The organism is Rhizobium sp. P2_G2, from assembly GCF_056403555.1.
The window spans coordinates 13,526-33,290 of record NZ_JBFUFF010000002.1; the positions used below are offsets into that span (position 1 = coordinate 13,526).

A 19,765-nucleotide genomic window follows, 5' to 3' on the forward strand; every position below is an offset into this window, starting at 1 on the left:
GCTCAACCTCTCACGATGTCTTCAAGCGCCAGCGCGGCGCTTAACAGATGCTCGTCGGTGCGCGGCAGGCCCGACAGCAGCAGGCCGACCGGCATGCCGGCATCGCCCGTGCCGCAGGGGATGGATACGCCGCACCAATCGAGGAAATTGCCGATCAGCGTGTTGCGCAGGGTCTTGGCATTGACGCGGATGAAAAGATCGTCGTCACGCTCCAGCGGCGCGATCGGCGGCGCCACATGTGCCAGCGTCGGCGACACCAGGATTTCGCCCGGTTCGATCGTCTTCGCCATGTCGGCGATCATCCGATCGCGGGCGTTGAGAATATCGACATAGCCCGCCATCGACGTCTTCTCGCCAAGCTTGACGCGCAGCACGACGCGATGATCCATATTGGCTGCGTCCGGTCCGAGGACGCGATCGTGATGCAGTGCATAGGCCTCGGCTGTCACGAGAGGGCCGTGCTCCGCCATCAGCGCGAAAAGCTCGGCAAACAGCGGGAAAGCCTGTCGCCGCACTCTCACGCCGGCTTTTGTCAGGCGGCTAATTGCTTCTTCGAACGCAGCGACCACGCCCTCTTCCGTTTCGTCGAAAACCGTGGTCGTCGGCACCACGAGCGAAAGATCGGCGAGCGATCCGCGTTGCACCTCCGGCGCAGTCACACCACGCATTGCCGCATCGATCCAAACCGCGTCCTGCACCGTACGGACAAGAGGCCCCAGTGAATCCAGGCTTTTGGCCAGCGGATAGACGCCTTGCATCGAATAGCGGCCGCGCGTGGCTTTGTAGCCGACAATGCCGTTGAAAGCGGCGGGGATGCGGATCGAGCCGCCGGTATCGGTGCCCATCGCCACCGGCACCAAACCTGCCGCAACGGCGACGCCGGCGCCGGACGACGAACCGCCGGGAATGCGCGGCACGTCTGTGGCATGCGGATTTTCCGGCGTGCCGTAATGCGGGTTGATGCCGAGGCCGGAAAAGGCGAATTCGCTCATATTGGTGCGGCCGACCGCGACCATGCCGGCGGCTGCGAGATTGGCGACGATTGCCGCATCGGTCTCTGCCGGCTTTTCGCGGGCGAACACTTTCGACCCGGCCGTGGTCACCATGCCTTCGAGGTCGAACAAATCCTTCCAGGCGATCGGAATGCCATCGAGCACGCCGAGCGAACGGCCGGCTTTGATGCGCTTCGAAGAGGCTTCCGCTTCGGCCATGGCGCGCAGCGGCGTCAGCGTAATAAACACCGACTGGTCGCGATAATTGCGGATGGCGTCGAGCGTCTCCTCGGTCAATGCCACCGGGTCGAGCGCACTTTGCTGGATCAATACCGAAAGCTGGGCGATCGATTTGCCCTGATTGCTGGCCGCCATGACTGTCCTCCGCATACCCGGTTCGCAGCACCGTTTGAACAGGCTCGCGATCCATCCGTCAACTGCAAAGACGGGATGAACGGATCAGCAGAGAAAGGAGGAATGGACACGGGCGCATTATGGGGTACCGCCCGTGTCCGGCAAGTTACGCGAAGCGCCATACGGTAGGGGCGTCAGCGCTACGCGTCAGGCTATACGGCTTTTGACCGTGACTGGATCACCGGTCAGCCAGAAAATTCGCCCGCCGATCAGTTCCGCCGGCCGGCGGCCGAGGAGCGGAGATTGTCGAGCAGGACAGCGATCAGCAGGATCAGGCCACGCACGACATATTGATAGAAGGCCTGGATGTTGAGCAGGTTCATGACGTTTTCGGCGATGCCCATGATCAGCACGCCGACGATGACGCCGGTCATCGCCGCGCGACCACCAGCCAGCGACACGCCACCGAGCACGCAAGCCGAGATGACCGAGAGTTCGAGGCCGGTGGCGGCATTCGGCTGGCCCGAGGTGATGCGCGAGGCGAGCAGGATGCCGGCAATGGCGCAGACGAGGCCCTGTAGCGCAAAAATCCAGATGCGCATATTGGCGACATTGACGCCGGCCAGCCGCGAGGCTTCCGGGTTGCCGCCGATGGCCAGCGTGTTCTTGCCGAAGACGGTGCGGTTGAGCACGAAGCCGAAGACGATGAAGAGCAGCGCCATCACCCAGATCGGCGTCGGGATGGTGAGGAATTTCGACAAAGCCAGCTGATAGAAGGCCGGGTCGTTGATGCCGACGGCGCGGCCATCCGAGGCGATCAGGGCAAGACCGCGGACGATCTGCATGGTCGCAAGCGTGGTGATCAGCGCATTGATGCGAAAGCGGGCGATGACCACGCCGTTGATGAGGCCGACAATGCCGCCGCAGATCACGGCTGCCAACAGGCCGAGCGGGATCGAGCCGGTGACGTTGGAGGCCATGACCGAGATCATGCCGGTAAAAGCCACCGTCGAGCCGACCGAAAGGTCGAAATCGCGCGAGGCCAGGCAGAACATCATCGTGCAGGCGACGATGCCGATGGTGACGACCGACTGCAGCAGGCCGAGCATGTTGCGCTCGGTCATGAAATTCGGCACCGTCAACGCCACGATCACGAAGGCGGCGGCGAAAATCATCACCAGCCCCTGTTCGCCGAGAAAGAGTTTTTTCAACGAATTCATCGAGATCGTTCCTGTCAGTGGGCTGCTGCGTTCTTATCGGGAAGGGCGGCGGCGAGAATGGTGCGTTCATTGAAATCCGCACGTTCGACGGTGGCCGACACACGGCCGCCGCACATGACGATGATGCGGTCCGACACGCCCATGACCTCGGGCAGTTCGCTGGAGATCATCACGATCGCCATGCCGCCGGCTGCGAGGTCATAGAGGATCTCATAGATTTCCGACTTGGCGCCGACGTCGATGCCGCGTGTCGGCTCATCGATCACCAAGACCTTGATGCCCTGTTCTGAGAGCCAGCGGCCGAGGATGACCTTCTGCTGGTTGCCGCCGGAGAGATTGATGATGTCCTGTTTTCGCGACGGCGTGCGGACCTTGAGCTTGGCGATGAACTGGTCGGCCAACGAGGCTTCCTTGCTCATGCTCAGAATGCCGAAGGGCGAGAAATGCCGGCGTGAGGAGATCGCGATGTTTTCCTCGATCGAGCGGCCCTGGATAATGCCATCGGCTTTTCGATCCTCCGGGCAAAGCACCATGCCGGCATGAATGGCGGCACCCGGATTGTTCGACGCCACAGCGACGCCGTCGATGATCACCGAGCCCGAGTGGCGATGATCGGCGCCGAAAAGCAGGCGCGCCATCTCGCTGCGGCCGGCGCCAATCAGGCCGAAAAAGCCCAGAATCTCACCGCTGCGAACCGAAAAGCTGATCGGCTTGGGCAGCTTGCGGCCGGAAAGCTCGCTGACATTCAGCCTGACCTCGCCGAGCGGACGGCCGCGCCAGCCCCAGATATTGCTGATTTCGCGGCCGACCATTTCGGCGATCACCTGATCGCGGCTGATATCGGCGACACGCGGGTGATGGGCGGCAAGCTTGCCATCGCGCAGCACGGTCAGGCTGTCGCAGAGGTGGAAAATCTCGTCCAGCCGATGCGAGACGTAGAGGATGACCGTGCCCTTGGCCTTGAGCTTGCCGATAAGCTCGAAGAGGATCTCGCTTTCACGCGAGGAAAGCGACGAGGTCGGCTCGTCCAGTGCGATGACGCGGGCCTCGACCATGACGGCCTTGGCGATCTCGACCATCTGCCGGGCGCCGATGGAGAGCGAAGAGACCTTGGCGTTCGGATCGACGTCGATGCCGATTTCGGTGAGCCGCTGCTTGACCGTATCGACCAATGTCCGGCCGCTGATCACCCCGCCTTTGGCGGGAAAGCGGCCGAGCCAGAGGTTTTCGGCGACAGTCAGTTCCGGAACCAGTTGCAGTTCCTGATGGATGACGACGACGCCGGCGTGGAAGGCATCGCGAACAGAGGCATATTTCTGCTCGACGCCGTCGATGGTGATCGTGCCGGTATCGGCATGCTGGTCGCCGGAGAGCACGCGGATCAGCGTCGACTTGCCGGCACCGTTTTCGCCCATCAGGCCATGGACCGCGCCCTTCTCGACCGGAAAGGAAACGTCCTTCAGCGCCTGCACGCCCGGATAGCCCTTGGAAATGTGATTGAATTCGAGGAAAGCCATTGTTGCCCTGCCAGACATCCCGGCGGCAGGTCACGCTGCCACCGGGCAAAAATCACCTTGGGAGGATGATAGTGATCATCCTGGAAGGATCACCCCGGGTTTTATTCGATGCCCAGGTCCTTGCGGACCTTGTCGTAGTCGTCGCGATGGGCGAGCGAGCCGGAGGTCAGGGTCAGCTTCGGCGGCTCCTTGCCGTTGGCGATCCAATCATACATGTTGAGCGCCGTCTCGTAGCCATGACGCTTCGGCGAGATGATCACGGAGGCGAAGAAACCGGTCGCGGTCGGCTTCTTGAACTCGTTGATCGCCGAATCCGCACCGCCGATGCCGACGCCGATGAAGTTGGCGGCCGGGATGCCGACCGATTCCGACGCGCGGACGGCGCCGAGTACGGCTTCGTCGTTGAGGCCGAAGGCGACCCAGTATTTCACATCGGCATGCTTGTTGAGCACGGTGGTGGCGGCATTCAGCGCCGCTTCTGTGTCGGTCTTGGCCTGCGGCGCGTCATAGATATTGTCGGCGGGGAAGCCGGCCTTCTTCAGCACGGAGATCGCGCCTTCGACGCGGTCGACGGCGGTCGGAAGTGAATCGTAGGAGACGCGGATCGCGCCGACATTCTTCATGTCCCAGCCGCGCTTCTTCATTTCGTCGATGATCGACTGGCCGACGGCCTCGCCGATCTTGGTGGCGGAAATGCCCATATGCGGCACGTCTTCGAGCGGCTTGCCATCGGCGCCGACGAGGCGGTCGTCGACGGTCATCAGCTTGAGCTGGTTGGCTTCTGCCTTGGCGACGATGCCCGGTCCGAGCTTGACGTCCGGCGTGCAGATAATAAAGCCCTGCGCACCCTGGGCGCCGAGATTGTCGATCGCCGACTGGACCTTTTCGCCATCTTCGGCGCCGATCTTGACGACGGTGAAACCCTTTTCCTTGCCGGCCTGTTCGGCGAATTTCCATTCGTCCTGGAACCACGGCTCTTCCGGCTGCTTGACGATGAAGCCGATCTTGACGTCGGCGGCGAATACGGAGCTGGCCGCCATGATGGCGAATGTGCCGGCCAGAATGGCGGCTTTGAACGAGCGCATGTCTCTCTCCCTGATCTCTGGTCTGCCTCCCAGGCAGCGTCTAATGAATTATTCTAAATCATCATACCAGTCAATTGCCTTTGTATGATGATTTGGATAGAAGGGAAATCGGTGATCGCGAAAAGTCGTCACTGGAGGAATTGTCGCAAAGCGGTTCGAATTCGGATATTGAGGTTCGAAACCGCCAGGGAAGCGAAGCGGAGGCATTGTTGGATACGGTCGAACGGCAGGATGAGGCAGAGGGCACGCAGGTTGCGCGCCGGCCGCGCGTGCGCCGCAATGTGACAGCGGCGATCGCCGAGGACATCTTTTCCGACCGCTACCCGGCCGGCTCGCCGCTGCCGCGCGAGAACGATCTCTGCGACCTCTATGGGGTGAGCCGAACCGTCATCCGCGAATCCCTGAAAGTGCTGGAGTCCAAGGGCATGGTGCGCGGCAAGCCGCGTATCGGCACCACGGTCTGCGACAAGGACGAATGGAACATCCTCGATGCCGACGTGCTCGAATGGATGGGGCCTTACATCAGGGATTTCGACCTGCTCGGCTGCATCCTCGAAGCGCGCCGGACGATCGAACCAGCGGCGGCGGAACTCGCGGCGGAGCGGGCCAGCACGCAGGAGATCGCCGATCTCGAACGCGCCTGGCAGGGCATGCGCGATTCAAGCCGCGACCCTGAGAAATTCACCGAGGCCGACATGCAGTTTCATACGGTGCTGCTCAACGCCAGCCACAACCAGGTGTTCCGGCGCCTGTCGAGCGCCATCCATGCCGCACTGCATTACGCACTGCATGCCTCCAATGTCGCCGTCGAGAGCCGCGAGGACGCCGTGATCGTGCATGGCGAACTCGTTGAAGCGTTGCGCATGCGCGACAAGACCGGGGCGCGGGACTGTTCCAATCGTATGCTCGATCTGGCTGGCCGCGATCTCGCGGCGGCCGAGCGGGTCATCGGCCGTACAAAATGATCAACATAGAGAGCATCGCATGAAGATCACCAAGCTCACCACCTACATCGTGCCACCCCGCTGGTGCTTCCTCAAGATCGAGACCGACGAGGGCGTCGTCGGCTGGGGCGAGCCAGTGGTCGAGGGCCGGGCGCTGACGGTCGAGGCCGCCGTGCATGAGCTGGCTGATTATCTGATCGGCAAGGACCCGATGCGGATCGAGGACCATTGGCAGGTCATGTATCGTGCCGGCTTCTATCGCGGCGGCGCGATACACATGTCGGCGATCGCCGGCATCGACCAGGCGCTCTGGGACATCAAGGGCAAGTGGCTGGGACAGCCGATCCATTCGCTGCTCGGCGGCCAGTGCCGCGATACGATCAAGGTCTATTCCTGGATCGGCGGCGACCGGCCAGCCGACGTCGCCAACAATGCCAAGGAAGTGGTCGCCCGCGGCTTCAAGGCGATCAAGCTCAACGGCTGCGAAGAAATGCAGATCGTCGACACCTATGACAAGGTCGAGAAGGCGGTCGAGACCATCGCCACGATCCGCGAGGCGATCGGCCCCTATATCGGCATCGGCGTCGATTTCCACGGCCGCGTGCATCGGCCGATGGCCAAGGTGCTCGCCAAGGAGCTCGAGCCCTACAAGCTAATGTTCATCGAGGAGCCGGTGCTGTCGGAAAACCGCGAAGCCTTGAAGGAAATCGCCAACCATTGCTCGACGCCGATCGCACTCGGCGAGCGGCTGTTCTCGCGCTGGGATTTCAAGCATGTCCTGTCGGACGGCTATGTCGACATCATCCAGCCGGACCTGTCGCATGCCGGCGGCATCACCGAATGCCGCAAGATCGCGGCCATGGCCGAGGCCTATGACGTGGCGCTGGCGCCGCATTGCCCGCTCGGCCCGATCGCGCTCGCCGCCTGCCTGCAGGTCGATGCCGTCTCCCACAATGCCTTCATCCAGGAACAGAGCCTCGGCATCCACTATAACCAGGGCAACGACATCCTCGATTACATCTCCAACAAGGAGGTGTTCCACTATGCCGACGGTTTCGTCACAGTCCCGCAGGGTCCGGGCCTCGGCGTCGAGGTCGACGAGGCCTATGTGATCGAGCGCGCCAAGGAAGGCCATCGCTGGCGCAACCCGGTCTGGCGGCACCAGGACGGCAGCGTCGCCGAGTGGTAATATGGGTCGGCTCACCGCAAAGCGCATCTTCGTTACCGGTGCCGCCCAGGGCATAGGGCTCGCCGTCGCCAAGGCTTTTGTCCGGGAAGATGCGAGCGTCTTCCTGATCGATCGCGACGGTGCATTGCTTGCCCAGGAAGCGGAAGCGCTCAAGGCGGATGGCGCACGCATCGGCTATCGAGCGGCCGATATCACCGACGCCGCAGCAATCGCCGCCGCTGTCGCGGAAGCGTCGACGGCGATCGGGCAGATCAATGCGCTGCTCAACAATGCCGGCGTCAATGTCTTTGCCGAGCCACTGGCGACGACGGACGAAGAATGGAACCGCTGCTTCGACATCAATTTGAAGGGCGCCTGGAACTGCTGCAAGGCGGTGCTGCCCGGGATGATCGAGGAGGGCGGCGGGGCAATCGTCAACATCGCCTCGACGCATGCCTTCACCATCATTCCGCATACGTTTCCTTATCCACTCGCCAAGCATGCGCTGCTCGGCATGACCAAATCGCTAGGGCTCGAATATGCGGCGAAGGGCGTGCGGGTGAATGCCATCGCGCCTGGCTACGTTTCTACGCAGAAGGTGATCGACTACTGGAACAGCTTTACCGATCCTGAAGCGGCCAAGGCGGAGACGATGAGGCTGCATCCTGGCGGCCGGATCGCGACGCCGGAGGAGATCGCCATGGCTGCGGTATTCATGATCTCGGATGAGTGTCCGTTTATGAATGCGACTTGTTTGACGATCGATGGCGGGCTGAGTGTACAGCAGCATCCGGCTTAGATGGGCTAACCCCTCGCCCTCCGGAGCAAGTTGCACCCCCCTCTGCCCTGCCGGGCATCTCCCCCTCAAGGGGGGAGATTGGATGGGGCGCCCGCTGTGCCCAAAACAACTGCCGCAAGCCAGGTTCTCGGCAGATATTTGAACCGAGGTTCGTGCCTCTGGCCAATCTCCCCCCTTGAGGGGGAGATGTCCGGCAGGACAGAGGGGGGTATCACCGTCCACCGGCCCTGCCGGACGGCTTGACGCCCGCCGCCGCTTCGGCCATGTCTGACGGACATGGCGGCCGAAGACAATGCGGGGAAAATATCAATGCTGGAGCTTTCCGCACAACGCGAGGCATCGCTGCTCCTGCGGCGCCATTGGAGCGACGGCACATTGATCCCGGATCTCCCCCCCGAAATCCGCCCCACAACCCGCGCCGAAGGCTATGCGATCCAGGCGCATGTCATGGACGCCTCTACCAAACCCCTGTTCGGATGGAAGATTGCCGGCACCAGCGGGGCCGGCCAAAAACATATCAATGTCAACGGGCCGCTGGCGGGACGGCTGCTGGCCGAGCGCGCCGTGCCGGATGGCGCGACGATCTCGCTCACGGGCAATCACATGCGGGTGGCCGAAGTCGAGTTTGCCTTCCGCTTTGCCACCGACCTGCCGCCGAGGCAAATGCCCTATAGCGTTGACGAAGTGATGGCGGCGGTCGGTTCGCTGCATCCGGCGATCGAAATTCCCGATTCCCGCTACGAGAATTTCTGCGCCGTCGGCGCAGCCCAGCTGATCGCTGACAATGCCTGCGCCCATCTGGTCCTGGTCGGTCCGGCAACGGAACTTGACTGGCGATCCATCGACCTGGTGCAGCACAAGGTTTCGGCCGATCTCGTCGGCAAATCACATTGCGATGGGGTCGGTGCCAATGCGCTCGGCGATCCACGCGTCGCACTGACCTGGCTGGTCAACGAATTGTCCGATATCGGCGTGACCGCCCATGCCGGCGAGGTCGTGATCACCGGCACCTGCGTCAAACCGGTGGACGTTTTGCCCGGTGACAGCGTGATCGCCGATTACGGCATCTTCGGCCGGCTCACTGTTCATTTCAAATAAGTTGCCACAGTCGCCTAGTATCCTTCCAAACCAGTCGACCGACCATGGAGAATTGCGTGTCGCTTAACCGCCTCAAGGACTATTTTGTCGAAGCCGTCTTGCCGGTCTGGGCCGAAACGGCCTTCGACGCCGACGCCGGCCAGTTCATGGAAGGCCTGCAGACCGATGGTTCCGCCGATCCGAGCGGCGTCGTCCGGACGCGCACGGCAGCGCGCGAAATCTATGTTTTCGCCCAGGCAAGCGCACTCGGCGTGGCGCCGGAAGGCGCGCTCGACAAGGCCGAACGCGCCTTCGCCAATCTCCGCGCCACGGCCTGGATCGGCGGCGACAAACCCGGCTTTGCCCGGACGATCAATTACAAGACCGGCACGGTCGTCGATCCCGAACGCGACCTGTACGACACGGCCTGCGTGCTCTTGGCGCTCGCCTGGCTGGCCGAGGCGACCGGCAAGCCGGCCTATGGCGATCAGATCGAGGAACTGATCGCGGCGATGGACATCACGCTCGCGGCCCCGCATGGCGGCTGGGCGGAAGACAGCGTCGGCAGCGTTCCACGGCGGCAGAACCCGCATATGCACTGCTTTGAATCCTTCCTGGCGCTCTGGGAAACCGATGCCGATCCCGCCCATGTGGCCCGCGCCGGCGAACTCTACGGCCTGTTTCGCGCCCGGTTCTTCCACGATCCGACCGATACGCTCAGAGAATATTTCGGTCCGGCCTGGGAGATGTCCGATACTTATGGATCAGGGCGCATCGAGCCCGGCCATATGGCGGAATGGGTCTGGCTGGTCGGCCGCTACGCCCAATTTACCGGCATGGACTTGAGCAGCCTGACCGGCAGGATTCTTGCGACCACCGTCAAGCTCGGCATCGATGCCGGCACGCCCTTCCTGGTGGATGAAACCGATCTGGACGGCGTTCCGGCGAAGCCGAGCCGCCGGCTCTGGCCACAGGCGGAGCTGATCAAGGCCTATATCACCCAGGCGCGTGCGACGGGGGATGAGAGCTATCTGGAGAAGGCTGACGCCGTGGCGGCGGCGCTATTCGAGACTTATCTTGCAGAGACGGCCGCCGGGACGTGGCGTGATTGTTTTGATCTCGATGGGCGTTCGATTGCGACGTCTATTCCGGCGAGCTCGCTCTACCATCTCTGGACGGCGGTGGCGGAATTGCTGCCGTCGGATTGACTGCTATAGCTACGAGGGTTGCGGCGGCGGGGTACGCCACATGCGCCGCCGCATCGGCTCCACCCCTCAAGCCTTATTCTTCTCGACCCATGTCGCAAAACTATTGATGAAATTCAGGAAGAACTCCTGCGATTTCTCGACCAGGTTGCCCTCATCGTCGAACAATGATGCGGCACCACCGACATAGGCTTCCGGCTGCTGCATGGCGGGCATGTTGAGGAAGACCAGCGATTGGCGCAGGTGATGGTTGGCGCCGAAGGCGCCGATGGCGCCGGGCGAAATGCTCATGATCGCCGCGGGCTTCTTGTCCCAGACGCTCTTGCCATAGGGGCGCGAGCCGACATCGATGGCGTTCTTCAGCACGCCCGGCACGGAGCGGTTATATTCCGGGGTGACGAACAGCACGGCCTGATGGGCATTGACCGCGTTGCGGAATTCGGTCCAGGCCTGCGGCGGGGTTTCTTCGTCCAGGTCATGGTCGTAATGCGGCAGCGCGCCGATCTCGACAATGTCGAGCTTCAGGGTCTCGGGCGCCAGGGCTGCCAGCGCGTGCGCTGCCTTGCGATTGAAGGAGTGCTTGCGCAGGCTGCCGACGAGCACGGCGACTTTCGTTTGGTCCGGCATAGTTCGTTCTCCTTTGGGGAAATTCTGGCATGTGGAATGCGTCACGCTCTTAACATGACGGAGCCATGTTGTGCCGTCTATTGCGTCAACACTGCGTCCACGCAGATTGCACAATGAACATGCTGCAGTGCAAGAGCTTGCACTTTCCGATCGCAGGCAAACGCGGTAGTTTCCCGGCACGCCCCGCCCAAACGACTCATCGGAGACAATGCATGCACGATCGCCCCCCGGCGGATGAAACGGGTGTGCTGCAGGCACGTCCGTCCGCAAGCGCAATCGCGACCGCGCATGCCGCGGAGGAAGACGGGCTGCCGACGCCGCGGCGATACGTCGCTGCGGCGGCATTGCTGGCAGCCATCGTGCTCGCGGTGCTGGATGGCGCCATCGCCAATGTCGCGCTGCCGACGATCTCGAAGACACTTGCCGTCTCTCCGGCCGAATCGATCTGGGTCGTCACCGGCTACCAGATCTCGCTCGTGGTGGCGCTGCTGCCCTGCGCGGCGCTGGGCGAAAGTTTCGGCTATCGACGCGTCTTCATCCTCGGCGTGGTGATTTTTACCGCCGCCTCGGCGCTTTGCTCGCTATCGCCATCGCTGCCCTGGCTGATTGCCGCACGTTTCCTGCAGGGCCTCGGCGGCGCCGCGATCATGGCGCTCCTGGCCGCGAATCTCCGCTTCACCTATCCGCAGCGGCTGGTCGGCACGGCCATCGGCTGGAACGCGCTTGCCGTGGCGCTGTCTTCCGCCGCCGGCCCGACGATCGGCGCCAGCATTCTCTCCGTTTCGAGCTGGCCGTGGCTGTTTGCGGTCAACATCCCCGTCGGCATCATCGTGCTGATCGCCTGCCGCGCCTTGCCGCAACATGAGGGAACCGGGCGGAAGATCGACTATCTCAGCGTCGCACTGAATGGCGGCTTCTTCGCGCCGCTGGTGGTCGGCGTCGATTCGCTGACGACGCGGCCGGTCCTCGCGGCCGTGCTGCTGGTCATCGCGGCCGTCAGCCTGGTGGCGCTGGTGCGCCGGGAGATGCATCGCGAGGCGCCGCTCATCCCGCTCGACCTATTGCGCAGCCCGCCATTCCGGATTTCCGTCATCGCCTCGGTCTGCTGCTTCACCGCACAGATGGTCAGCTCCGTGGCGCTGCCCTTCTACCTGCAGCACGCGCTCGGCCAATCGCCCTTCGCCACCGGCCTCTACATGACGCCCTGGCCGCTGACGGTCGCTGTCGCAGCACCCGTCTCCGGGCGGATGTCGGTGCGCATTCCAACGGCCTGGCTCTGCGCCGCCGGTGGCATATGCCTCGGTGTCGGCCTGATCCTCTGCGCGCTCTACCCTTTCAGCAAAAACCTGATCCCGCTCGTGCCGCTGACCATGATCTGTGGACTGGGTTTCGGCTTCTTCCAGACGCCCAACAACCGCAACATGCTGATGTCCGCCCCCAGGCAGCGCAGTGGTGCCGCCGGCGGCATGCAGGGCACGGCCCGGCTTGCCGGCCAGACGCTGGGTGCGGTGATCATGGCCCTGCTGTTCACAGTGGCGCCACTTGCCGTGGCGCCGCGCATCGGCCTTGCATTGGGTGCGGTTCTCGCTGTCGCGGGCGGCCTCACCAGCCTGCTGAGGGCGGGCCACGCGTCCTGACCGCGCTCATGCCTATCCATGATCTCGCCTCTATGCTAACCCGGATGGCGAGCCAGGGCAGCGAGGCGGAATGACCGGGGAGATCTACGATATCGCCATCATCGGCGCCGGCGTCGTCGGTTGCGCCACCGCGCGGCGACTGGCGCTGGCGGGAAAACGTGTCCTGGTGCTCGAAAAGGGCGCCGACATCCTTTCCGGCACCAGCAAGGCCAACAGCGCCATCCTGCATACCGGCTTCGACGCACCGCCGGGCAGCCTCGAATTGCAATGCATGCAGCGCGGCTATCGGGAATATCTGGAAATCCGCCAGTCGATGAACCTGCCGCTGCTCGAAACCGGCGCGATGGTGGTCGCCTGGAACGAGGAGGAAGAGGCCCGGCTGCCGACACTCGAAGCCCAGGCGCACCAGAACGGCGTCAGCGATGCCCATTGCATCGGACAGAAGCAAATCCTGGCGCGCGAACCGCAGCTTTCGGACAGCGCGCGCGCCGCGCTGCTGGTGCCGGGAGAGCATATCATCGACCCCTGGTCACCCTTCCTCGCCTATGCGATCCAGGCGATCGACGCCGGCGGACGTTTCGTCTTCGACGCGGAGGTGACCAGCGGCGCTTTTGACGGTGCGGTCTGGACCATCGAGACCGGAAAAGGCCGTTTTTCCGCCCGGACGATCGTCAATTGCGCCGGCCTCTATGGCGACAGGATCGAGCAGCGCCTGCTCGGCACTCCGAGCTTCAGCATCCGGCCACGCAAGGGCCAGTTCGCGGTCTACGACAAGGCGGCCAGCCAATTGCTGACCACGATCATCCTGCCCGTGCCCAGCGACCGGACCAAGGGCGTGGTGCTCTGCCGTACGGCCTTCGGCAATGTGCTGATCGGCCCGACAGCCGAAGAGCAGGACGACCGAAGCCTCGCCGCCGTGACCGAACCGGAGCTGACAATACTGCTCGGCCGGGCGGAAGTCATGCTGCCCGCGCTCAAGCACATGCCGGTGACCGCGCTCTATGCCGGATTGCGACCGGCGACCGAAGAGAAATACTACCGCATCCGCCACGAACCGGACAGGAACTGGCTGACGATCGGCGGCATTCGCTCGACCGGCATGACGGCGTCCCTCGGGCTGGCGCAGCATGCGGCGCAGCTGCTGCTGGGCGAGGCCGATATGCCGGCAAGCCGTGCCGCACTGCCGCAGATGCCGAACCTTGCAGAGCACTTGCCGCGCGACTGGCAGACGCCGGGCTATGGCGAGATCGTCTGTCACTGCGAAATGGTGACGCGTCGCGAGATCGAGGCCGCGCTTGCCGGCCCATTGCCGCCGGGCGATGCCGGCGGGTTGAAGCGGCGCACGCGCTGCACGATGGGCCGCTGCCAGGGGTTTAATTGCCTCGGGCGTCTGGCGGAGCTGACCGCTGGGCGATTGCCGCATCCGTTTCCGGGAGATGCCGCCGGAATCCAGACACTCGGCTCGACCCGTCCTGAGGATGCCCGCCAACGGGAGGGCAATCGCAGATGCTGAGATACCCCCGTCTGTCCTGCCGGACATCTCCCCCTCGAGGGGGGAGATTGGATGGGGCGCAGCCTCGCCCCAATCATCTGTCGTATTCCCAGCACTCGACGGCAGTTCGAGGCAGGGAGTCCGCCCCTGGCCAATCTCCCCCCTTGAGGGGGAGATGTCCGGCAGGACAGAGGGGGGTGCCACACGCGATTGCACTGCCCAATGGCCCCGCTTCACCGGGGCTACAGCCATGACAGCCACTACTGGCGAGCAAGCTCTCCCCCCGATCGAACGCCCCGACGTCCTGATCATCGGCGCCGGACCCGCTGGTCTGGGTGCCGCCGCGGCACTGTGCGAGGCCGGCGCCGGCAGGGTGGTGATCGTCGAACGGCAGATGGAAGCGGGCGGCATTCCCCGGCATTGCGGCCATTCGCCCTTCGGCATGCGCGAGTTCCGGCGCATCCTCTCCGGCAAAAGCTATGCCCGACGGCTGGTCGATACGGCTGTGGCGGCCGGCGCCGAGCTTCGCCTCGGCCATTCGGTTGTCAGCCTGTCCGAAGGTCCCCGTGTCGTGATCGCGACGCCGGACGGCATCCGCCATTTCGAACCACGCCAGGTACTGCTTGCCACCGGCATCCGCGAGGCGACCCGCGCCGGCCGCCTTGTGTCCGGTGGACGCCCGGCCGGCATCATGAATACTGGGGCGCTGCAGGACATGGTGTTTCTTCGCCGGCTAAGACCATTCCGGCGGCCGGTCATTGTCGGCACGGAGCTCGTATCGATGTCGGCAATCCTGACCTGCCTGACGGCCGGCGCCCGGCCAGCCGCGATCGTCGAGCGCGGCCCGCGCACGATTGCGCGCGCGCCCTTTGGCTGGCTGCCGCATGTCATGCGCATTCCGGTTTTTCATGACGCGGAAATTGCCGATATTATCGGGGTCGCAAAGGTCGAAGGCGTGAACCTGCGCCGCGCCGGGAGATCACTGACCCAGATCGACTGCGATGGCGTGCTGTTCACCGGCGGCTTCACGCCGGAGGCCGGTGTGGCGCGCATGTCCGGCATATCAATCGATCCGAAGAGCCTCGGCCCCGTGGTCGACACATGCGGGCGCACCAGCATGGCCGGCTTTTACGCCGCCGGCAATGTGCTGCGCGGCGTCGAAACCGCTGGCCATTGCTGGTCCGAAGCGCGCAGGGTGGCGGCTGCGATGATGGCTGATGCCAATAGTGGGGCCGCGCCCGCCGCCACTATCCTCGAAGCCGGACCCGGGGTGAAATTCGTCATGCCACAGCGGCTTGCGCTGGCGCAAAAGCCGGCTTTCGAGAGTATTGAGGTCAGGCTCGACCAATGGCTGGACGGCGAACTTGCCGTCGAGCAGGATGGCCGCGTGCTGTGGAAAAAACGTCTCGTCAGCGGGCCGGAGCGCCGTATTTCCATACCGGCCGCCGCCCTGCCACGGGGCCAGGCCGGCACGCTTCGCATCGTCGCACGCAATCAATAGGATCCGCCATGCGCATTGCCGCCATCGACCAGGGAACGACTTCCACCCGCGCGCYGGTCTTCGGCAGTGACGGTCCTATCGACATCGCCGGCAGCCAGCGGCATCAGACCAGTTATCCCAATGCCGGCTGGGTCGAGCAGGACGGCAATGAACTGATCGCCAACATAAGCAAGGTTCTGGGCGAAGCCGGCCCGGTGGATGCCATCGGTCTCGCCAATCAGGGCGAGAGCTGCCTTGCCTGGGATGCGGTGAGCAAAGAGCCGCTGTCGCCGGTGATCGTCTGGCAGGATTCACGCACCGCGCCGCTGCTCGAGGCAATGGCGCAAGACGGTGCCACGCAAGACGTCGCCACCCGCGCTGCCCTGCCCCTTGATCCCTATTTCTCCGCTAGCAAGCTCGGCTGGATCATCGAAAACCTGCCGGCGGCGCGGACGGCGCTGGACGCCGGCCGCCTGCGGCTCGGCACGACGGACGCCTTTTTCCTCGACCGCCTGACCGGCCACTTCGCCACCGACCGGGCTACCGCCTCGCGCACCAGCCTGATGAATATCGAAAGCGGGCAATGGGATCCTGAACTGTGCCGGCTGTTCAAAGTACCGATCCATTGCCTGCCGGAAATCCGCGCCAACACGGCCGGCTTCGGCGCGATCGACGGCATTGCGGTGACGGCTGCCATCGTCGACCAGCAGGCCGCACTTTACGGCCATGGCTGCCGCGAACGCGGCGACGCCAAGATCACCTTCGGCACCGGCGCTTTCGCGCTGGCCGTGACCGGAGCCTCTGTGCCGCGCGAGGCACTCTCCGCCGGCCTTGTCCCCACTGTCGCCTGGGATTTGGGCGAGGGCCTGGTCTATGCGCTCGATGGCGGCGTGCAGGATGCCGGCTCGGCGATCGAATGGGGTGTCCGCGCCGGTCTCGCCACGGGCCTCGACGATTTCAACGGGCTGGATCGCCAAAACCCCGCCATCGATCGCGGCCTGATCTTTGTGCCCGCCTTTTCCGGCCTGGGCTGTCCGTTCTGGGACCGCAGCGCCAGCCCGATGATCATCGGCCTTCGCCCGGATATGGGCCGGGGCGACATGTGCCAGGCGCTGCTCGAAGGGGTTGCCCTGCTGACCGCCACGGTCCTCGACGTCATGCGGGAGCATGTGCCGCTGGCATCGTCGCTCTCGATCGATGGTGGCCTGTCGAAGAATGGCTATTTTTCCGGTTTTCTTGCCGATTGCAGCGGCTTCGAGATTGTCGTCGACGATTTTTCCGAGCGCACCGCCTATGGCGTCGCATCGCTGGCGGCCCGCGCTCTTGGCGAGGATTTGCCGCTATCCTCACCGGCCTCGCAGAGATACACGCCGCAACACGTCAGCGATGAGTGGCGCTCCCGTTTCGACGAAGCGATCCGCCGCAGTCGCGGCTGGCATCGATGATATCGGTCCGAACGACAGCCGAAATTATTCCTCATGCGCCTGGATGACAGCGAGGAAAGCGTCGCCATAGCGTTCTAGCTTCGATTGCCCGACGCCGGAAATGCCGAGAAGTTCCTCGCGGCTGGTCGGCCGTTCGGTGGCGAAGGCGACCAGCGTCGTGTCCGGAAAGACGACATAGGGCGGCACCGATAGCTCTTTCGCGATCGCCGTGCGGACGGCGCGCAGGGCCTCGAACAGCGTGATCTCGGCACCCTCCAGCGCCGATTTGGCATTGGCCGAGCGCGTCGATGCGGTCTTCGACGCCTTGCCCTTGGTCGGGCGATCCTTGCGGAACAGCACCTGGCGTTCGTGCTTGAACACGGCGCGGGCCTCCGGCTCGAGCTTGAGCGCGCCAAAGGCATCGTGATCGACGCGGACAAAGCCGGCGGCAAGCAGCTGACGGTAGACGGATTGCCAGGTCTTGGCGGGAAAATCCTTGCCGGCGCCGAAGATCGGCATGCTCGCATGGCCGAAGCGGATGGTCCGGTCGTTTTCATGGCCGAGCAGCACATCGATCAGATGACCGGCGCCGAAACGCTCGCCGGTGCGGTAGATCGCGGCCAGCGCCTTGATCGCCGCTTCCGTGCCGTCCCAAGTCTCGACCGGCTTGAGGCAGGTGTCGCAATTGCCGCAATTGCCGGCATGCGCCTCGCCGAAATGGGCGAGGATCGACTGGCGGCGGCAGGTGGGCGTCTCGCAGATGGCGAGCAGGGCGTTGAGCTTGGCGCGCTCGACCCTTTTCACCTCATCGGCCGAGGCGTTCTCGTCGATCATCCGCCGGCGCTGGATGACATCGGCCATGCCATAGGTCATCCACACTTCCGACGGCAGGCCGTCGCGGCCGGCGCGGCCGGTCTCCTGGTAATAAGCCTCGACCGAGCCGGGCAGATCGAGATGGGCGACATAGCGGACATTCGGCTTGTCGATGCCCATGCCGAAGGCGACGGTGGCGACCAGGCAGAGCCCCTCCTCCTTGAGGAAAGCATCCTGGTGGCGGTCACGGAGCGGACGTTCCATGCCGGCATGATAGGGCAGCGCGCGAATGCCCTGCTGCTCCAGCCATTCGGCCGTATCCTCGACCTTGGCGCGCGACAGGCAATAGACAATGCCGCTTGATCCCGCGTGCCGCGACAGGAAGCGCAGCAATTGCTGGCGCGGCTGGTCGCGCTCGACGATCTCATAGGCAATGTTGGGGCGGTCGAAAGAGGTGGTGAACACCTGGGCACTGCCGAGCGCCAGCTTGTCGATAATGTCGTCGCGCGTATGCGGGTCGGCGGTTGCGGTCAGCGCCAGACGCGGGACGCCGGGATAGAGTTCAGCCAGCTGGCCGAGCTCGCGATATTCCGGCCGGAAATCATGGCCCCATTGCGAAACGCAATGCGCCTCGTCGATGGCGAACAGCGCGATCCGGGCACTGCCGATCATCTCCTGGAAACCGGATGTGACGATCCGCTCTGGCGTGACATAGAGCAGGTCGAGCTCGCCATTGGCGATCGCCCGGCGGACATCGAAAAATTCCTCGCGCGTCAGCGACGAATTGAGCGCCGCGGCCCTGACGCCCAGCTGCTTCAACGCCTCCACCTGGTCGCGCATCAGCGCGATGAGCGGCGACACGACAATGCCGACACCATCGCGGCAGAGCGCCGGGATCTGGAAGCACAGCGATTTGCCGGCCCCGGTCGGAAACAGCACGACCGCATCGCCGCCGGACAAAACCTGCTCGATCACCGCCCCCTGCTTGCCGCGAAACGAGGAATAGCCATAGACCCGCTTCAGCACGTCGAGCGGCGCTTTGGCGCCTTCCGGGCCGAAAATGGTGTCGAACTGGCTTTGGGTCTGCGGCATGGAATCGGTCTCAAACAAAGCGCGCACTATGGCACAGGTTCATTCGTCTGCGCGAGTATGCCCGGGCGCACGTCCACATGAACCGCGACAACCATGAACATGCCGTTGCCGCCGGGAGCGTCAGACCGTCCCCTCGCTCCTCTTGGCTGTCGTCGCGGGGTCCGGCAGTATCGTGCCGAAAACATAGTCCCAGAACGGCGACGAGACGCCGTAATTGCCCTCGTCGGTCGAGGCGTGATGCTGCGCATGCCGGCGCTTGGCGCGATAAAGATAGGTGTCGTGCGGGATGCGCCAGTGATGCATGGCGTGGTGCATCAGGCCATAGGTCAGGTAGCCGAGCGTCATGCCGATGGTGAAACCCGAGGCAGCACCGAAACCGAAGGTCAGCCATGACGGCAGCAGCACGCCGAGCGCCATGAAGGAGAAGCTCATCCAGACGGGGGTATCGATCAGCTCCGTCGGTGTGCTGTGATGCTGGTCATGCAGGTTGCGGAAATAAACGACATGGTGCAGGACCGCGCGGTGGATAATGTATTCCACCAATGTCCAGACGAAACCGCCGACCGCAATCATTGCCAGCCAAGCCCACGGCCGCCCGTCATAGTGGAGGAAATAGGCTGCAACCAGCGCGACGACCACGACTGGATAGACGATGAAATCGGCAAAATAGGCAACCCGATTGGACGTCTTGTTGAGCGGCTGCTTCATGGACCCTGCTTGCTGCTTTGCCGCGACACCTGCCCGAGAAGTGCCGCACGATGTGTGGAATGACCCGGTCTCTTTGCGAAGATAGTATTGAACATAGAGTGGGGCGGGTCGCAATCGGCAATATGGGGATT

At 63.7% G+C, this 19,765-nt stretch carries 16 protein-coding genes; 9 read left to right on the forward strand and 7 right to left on the reverse strand.

All coding sequences use genetic code 11. The annotated features are described in order from the left end of the window. Positions 1–2: 2 nt before the first annotated feature. The 4 genes from AC1D06_RS02390 to AC1D06_RS02405 all read right to left on the reverse strand — a co-directional run bounded on the left by AC1D06_RS02390 (position 3) and on the right by AC1D06_RS02405 (position 5,168). Entirely contained in the window at positions 3–1,367 is a 1,365-nt protein-coding gene (locus AC1D06_RS02390; RefSeq protein ID WP_477984737.1) for an amidase, read from the reverse strand. A gap of 248 nt (positions 1,368–1,615) precedes the next feature. After that, a complete protein-coding gene (araH, locus tag AC1D06_RS02395) occupies positions 1,616–2,566 on the reverse strand; it encodes an L-arabinose ABC transporter permease AraH (RefSeq protein WP_477984739.1) in 951 nt (316 codons plus the stop codon). 14 nt (positions 2,567–2,580) lie between these two features. Beyond that, on the reverse strand, positions 2,581–4,083 hold the full coding sequence (araG, locus tag AC1D06_RS02400; protein WP_477984741.1) for an L-arabinose ABC transporter ATP-binding protein AraG: 1,503 nt from the start codon (positions 4,081–4,083) through the stop codon (positions 2,581–2,583). A gap of 101 nt (positions 4,084–4,184) precedes the next feature. Beyond that, positions 4,185–5,168, reverse strand: coding sequence for an arabinose ABC transporter substrate-binding protein (locus AC1D06_RS02405; RefSeq protein WP_477875866.1), 984 nt, complete (start codon positions 5,166–5,168; stop codon positions 4,185–4,187). 209 nt (positions 5,169–5,377) lie between these two features. On the opposite strand from AC1D06_RS02405, the gene AC1D06_RS02410 reads away from it, so the two are divergent. The 5 genes from AC1D06_RS02410 (at position 5,378) to AC1D06_RS02430 (ending at position 10,364) form a co-directional block, all read left to right on the forward strand. After that, on the forward strand, positions 5,378–6,133 hold the full coding sequence (locus tag AC1D06_RS02410; RefSeq protein WP_477984743.1) for a FadR/GntR family transcriptional regulator: 756 nt from the start codon (positions 5,378–5,380) through the stop codon (positions 6,131–6,133). 19 nt (positions 6,134–6,152) lie between these two features. Next, positions 6,153–7,301, forward strand: coding sequence for a galactonate dehydratase (dgoD, locus tag AC1D06_RS02415; RefSeq protein ID WP_477984745.1), 1,149 nt, complete (start codon positions 6,153–6,155; stop codon positions 7,299–7,301). Between the two features lies 1 nt (position 7,302). Continuing rightward, positions 7,303–8,079, forward strand: coding sequence for an SDR family oxidoreductase (locus AC1D06_RS02420; protein WP_477984747.1), 777 nt, complete (start codon positions 7,303–7,305; stop codon positions 8,077–8,079). Between the two features lie 309 nt (positions 8,080–8,388). After that, positions 8,389–9,177, forward strand: a complete 789-nt coding sequence (locus AC1D06_RS02425; RefSeq protein ID WP_477984749.1) for a 2-keto-4-pentenoate hydratase — start codon at positions 8,389–8,391, stop codon at positions 9,175–9,177. 56 nt (positions 9,178–9,233) lie between these two features. Then, on the forward strand, positions 9,234–10,364 hold the full coding sequence (locus tag AC1D06_RS02430) for an AGE family epimerase/isomerase (RefSeq protein ID WP_477984751.1): 1,131 nt from the start codon (positions 9,234–9,236) through the stop codon (positions 10,362–10,364). A 66-nt stretch (positions 10,365–10,430) separates the two neighbouring features. Here the strand turns inward: AC1D06_RS02430 and AC1D06_RS02435 are convergent, their stop codons facing one another. After that, the gene (locus AC1D06_RS02435) at positions 10,431–10,988 is read right to left on the reverse strand and encodes an NADPH-dependent FMN reductase (RefSeq protein ID WP_477984753.1); all 558 of its coding nucleotides are present in this window, start codon (positions 10,986–10,988) and stop codon (positions 10,431–10,433) included. A 212-nt stretch (positions 10,989–11,200) separates the two neighbouring features. Here AC1D06_RS02435 and AC1D06_RS02440 point away from each other — a divergent pair, with 212 nt between their 5' ends. The 4 genes from AC1D06_RS02440 (at position 11,201) to AC1D06_RS02455 (ending at position 17,042) form a co-directional block, all read left to right on the forward strand. Further along, a complete protein-coding gene (locus AC1D06_RS02440) occupies positions 11,201–12,625 on the forward strand; it encodes an MFS transporter (protein ID WP_477984755.1) in 1,425 nt (474 codons plus the stop codon). A 70-nt stretch (positions 12,626–12,695) separates the two neighbouring features. Beyond that, positions 12,696–14,138, forward strand: coding sequence for an FAD-dependent oxidoreductase (locus AC1D06_RS02445; RefSeq protein WP_477984757.1), 1,443 nt, complete (start codon positions 12,696–12,698; stop codon positions 14,136–14,138). A 229-nt stretch (positions 14,139–14,367) separates the two neighbouring features. Then, the gene (locus AC1D06_RS02450; RefSeq protein ID WP_477984759.1) at positions 14,368–15,618 is read left to right on the forward strand and encodes an FAD-dependent oxidoreductase; all 1,251 of its coding nucleotides are present in this window, start codon (positions 14,368–14,370) and stop codon (positions 15,616–15,618) included. Positions 15,619–15,626: 8 nt separating this feature from the next. Continuing rightward, a complete protein-coding gene (locus tag AC1D06_RS02455; protein WP_477984761.1) occupies positions 15,627–17,042 on the forward strand; it encodes an FGGY family carbohydrate kinase in 1,416 nt (471 codons plus the stop codon). Between the two features lie 24 nt (positions 17,043–17,066). On the opposite strand, the gene recQ is transcribed toward AC1D06_RS02455, so the two are convergent. Both recQ and AC1D06_RS02465 read right to left on the reverse strand, forming a co-directional pair. Further along, positions 17,067–18,926 (reverse strand): DNA helicase RecQ, encoded by a 1,860-nt coding sequence (gene recQ / locus AC1D06_RS02460; RefSeq protein WP_477984763.1) that lies wholly within the window; start codon positions 18,924–18,926, stop codon positions 17,067–17,069. A 120-nt stretch (positions 18,927–19,046) separates the two neighbouring features. After that, entirely contained in the window at positions 19,047–19,634 is a 588-nt protein-coding gene (locus AC1D06_RS02465; RefSeq protein WP_477875878.1) for a sterol desaturase family protein, read from the reverse strand. Between the last annotated feature and the right edge of the window lie 131 nt (positions 19,635–19,765).

Bases quoted from the DNA above. Each gene is read 5' to 3' on its own strand.
- AC1D06_RS02390 (WP_477984737.1), bottom strand. From the start codon at position 1,367: ATGGCGGCCAGCAATCAGGGCAAATCGATCGCCCAGCTTTCGGTATTG.
- araH (WP_477984739.1), bottom strand. From the start codon at position 2,566: ATGAATTCGTTGAAAAAACTCTTTCTCGGCGAACAGGGGCTGGTGATG.
- araG (WP_477984741.1), bottom strand. From the start codon at position 4,083: ATGGCTTTCCTCGAATTCAATCACATTTCCAAGGGCTATCCGGGCGTG.
- AC1D06_RS02405 (WP_477875866.1), bottom strand. From the start codon at position 5,168: ATGCGCTCGTTCAAAGCCGCCATTCTGGCCGGCACATTCGCCATCATG.
- dgoD (WP_477984745.1), top strand. From the start codon at position 6,153: ATGAAGATCACCAAGCTCACCACCTACATCGTGCCACCCCGCTGGTGC.
- AC1D06_RS02420 (WP_477984747.1), top strand. From the start codon at position 7,303: ATGGGTCGGCTCACCGCAAAGCGCATCTTCGTTACCGGTGCCGCCCAG.
- AC1D06_RS02425 (WP_477984749.1), top strand. From the start codon at position 8,389: ATGCTGGAGCTTTCCGCACAACGCGAGGCATCGCTGCTCCTGCGGCGC.
- AC1D06_RS02435 (WP_477984753.1), bottom strand. From the start codon at position 10,988: ATGCCGGACCAAACGAAAGTCGCCGTGCTCGTCGGCAGCCTGCGCAAG.
- AC1D06_RS02440 (WP_477984755.1), top strand. From the start codon at position 11,201: ATGCACGATCGCCCCCCGGCGGATGAAACGGGTGTGCTGCAGGCACGT.
- AC1D06_RS02445 (WP_477984757.1), top strand. From the start codon at position 12,696: ATGACCGGGGAGATCTACGATATCGCCATCATCGGCGCCGGCGTCGTC.
- AC1D06_RS02450 (WP_477984759.1), top strand. From the start codon at position 14,368: ATGACAGCCACTACTGGCGAGCAAGCTCTCCCCCCGATCGAACGCCCC.
- recQ (WP_477984763.1), bottom strand. From the start codon at position 18,926: ATGCCGCAGACCCAAAGCCAGTTCGACACCATTTTCGGCCCGGAAGGC.
- AC1D06_RS02465 (WP_477875878.1), bottom strand. From the start codon at position 19,634: ATGAAGCAGCCGCTCAACAAGACGTCCAATCGGGTTGCCTATTTTGCC.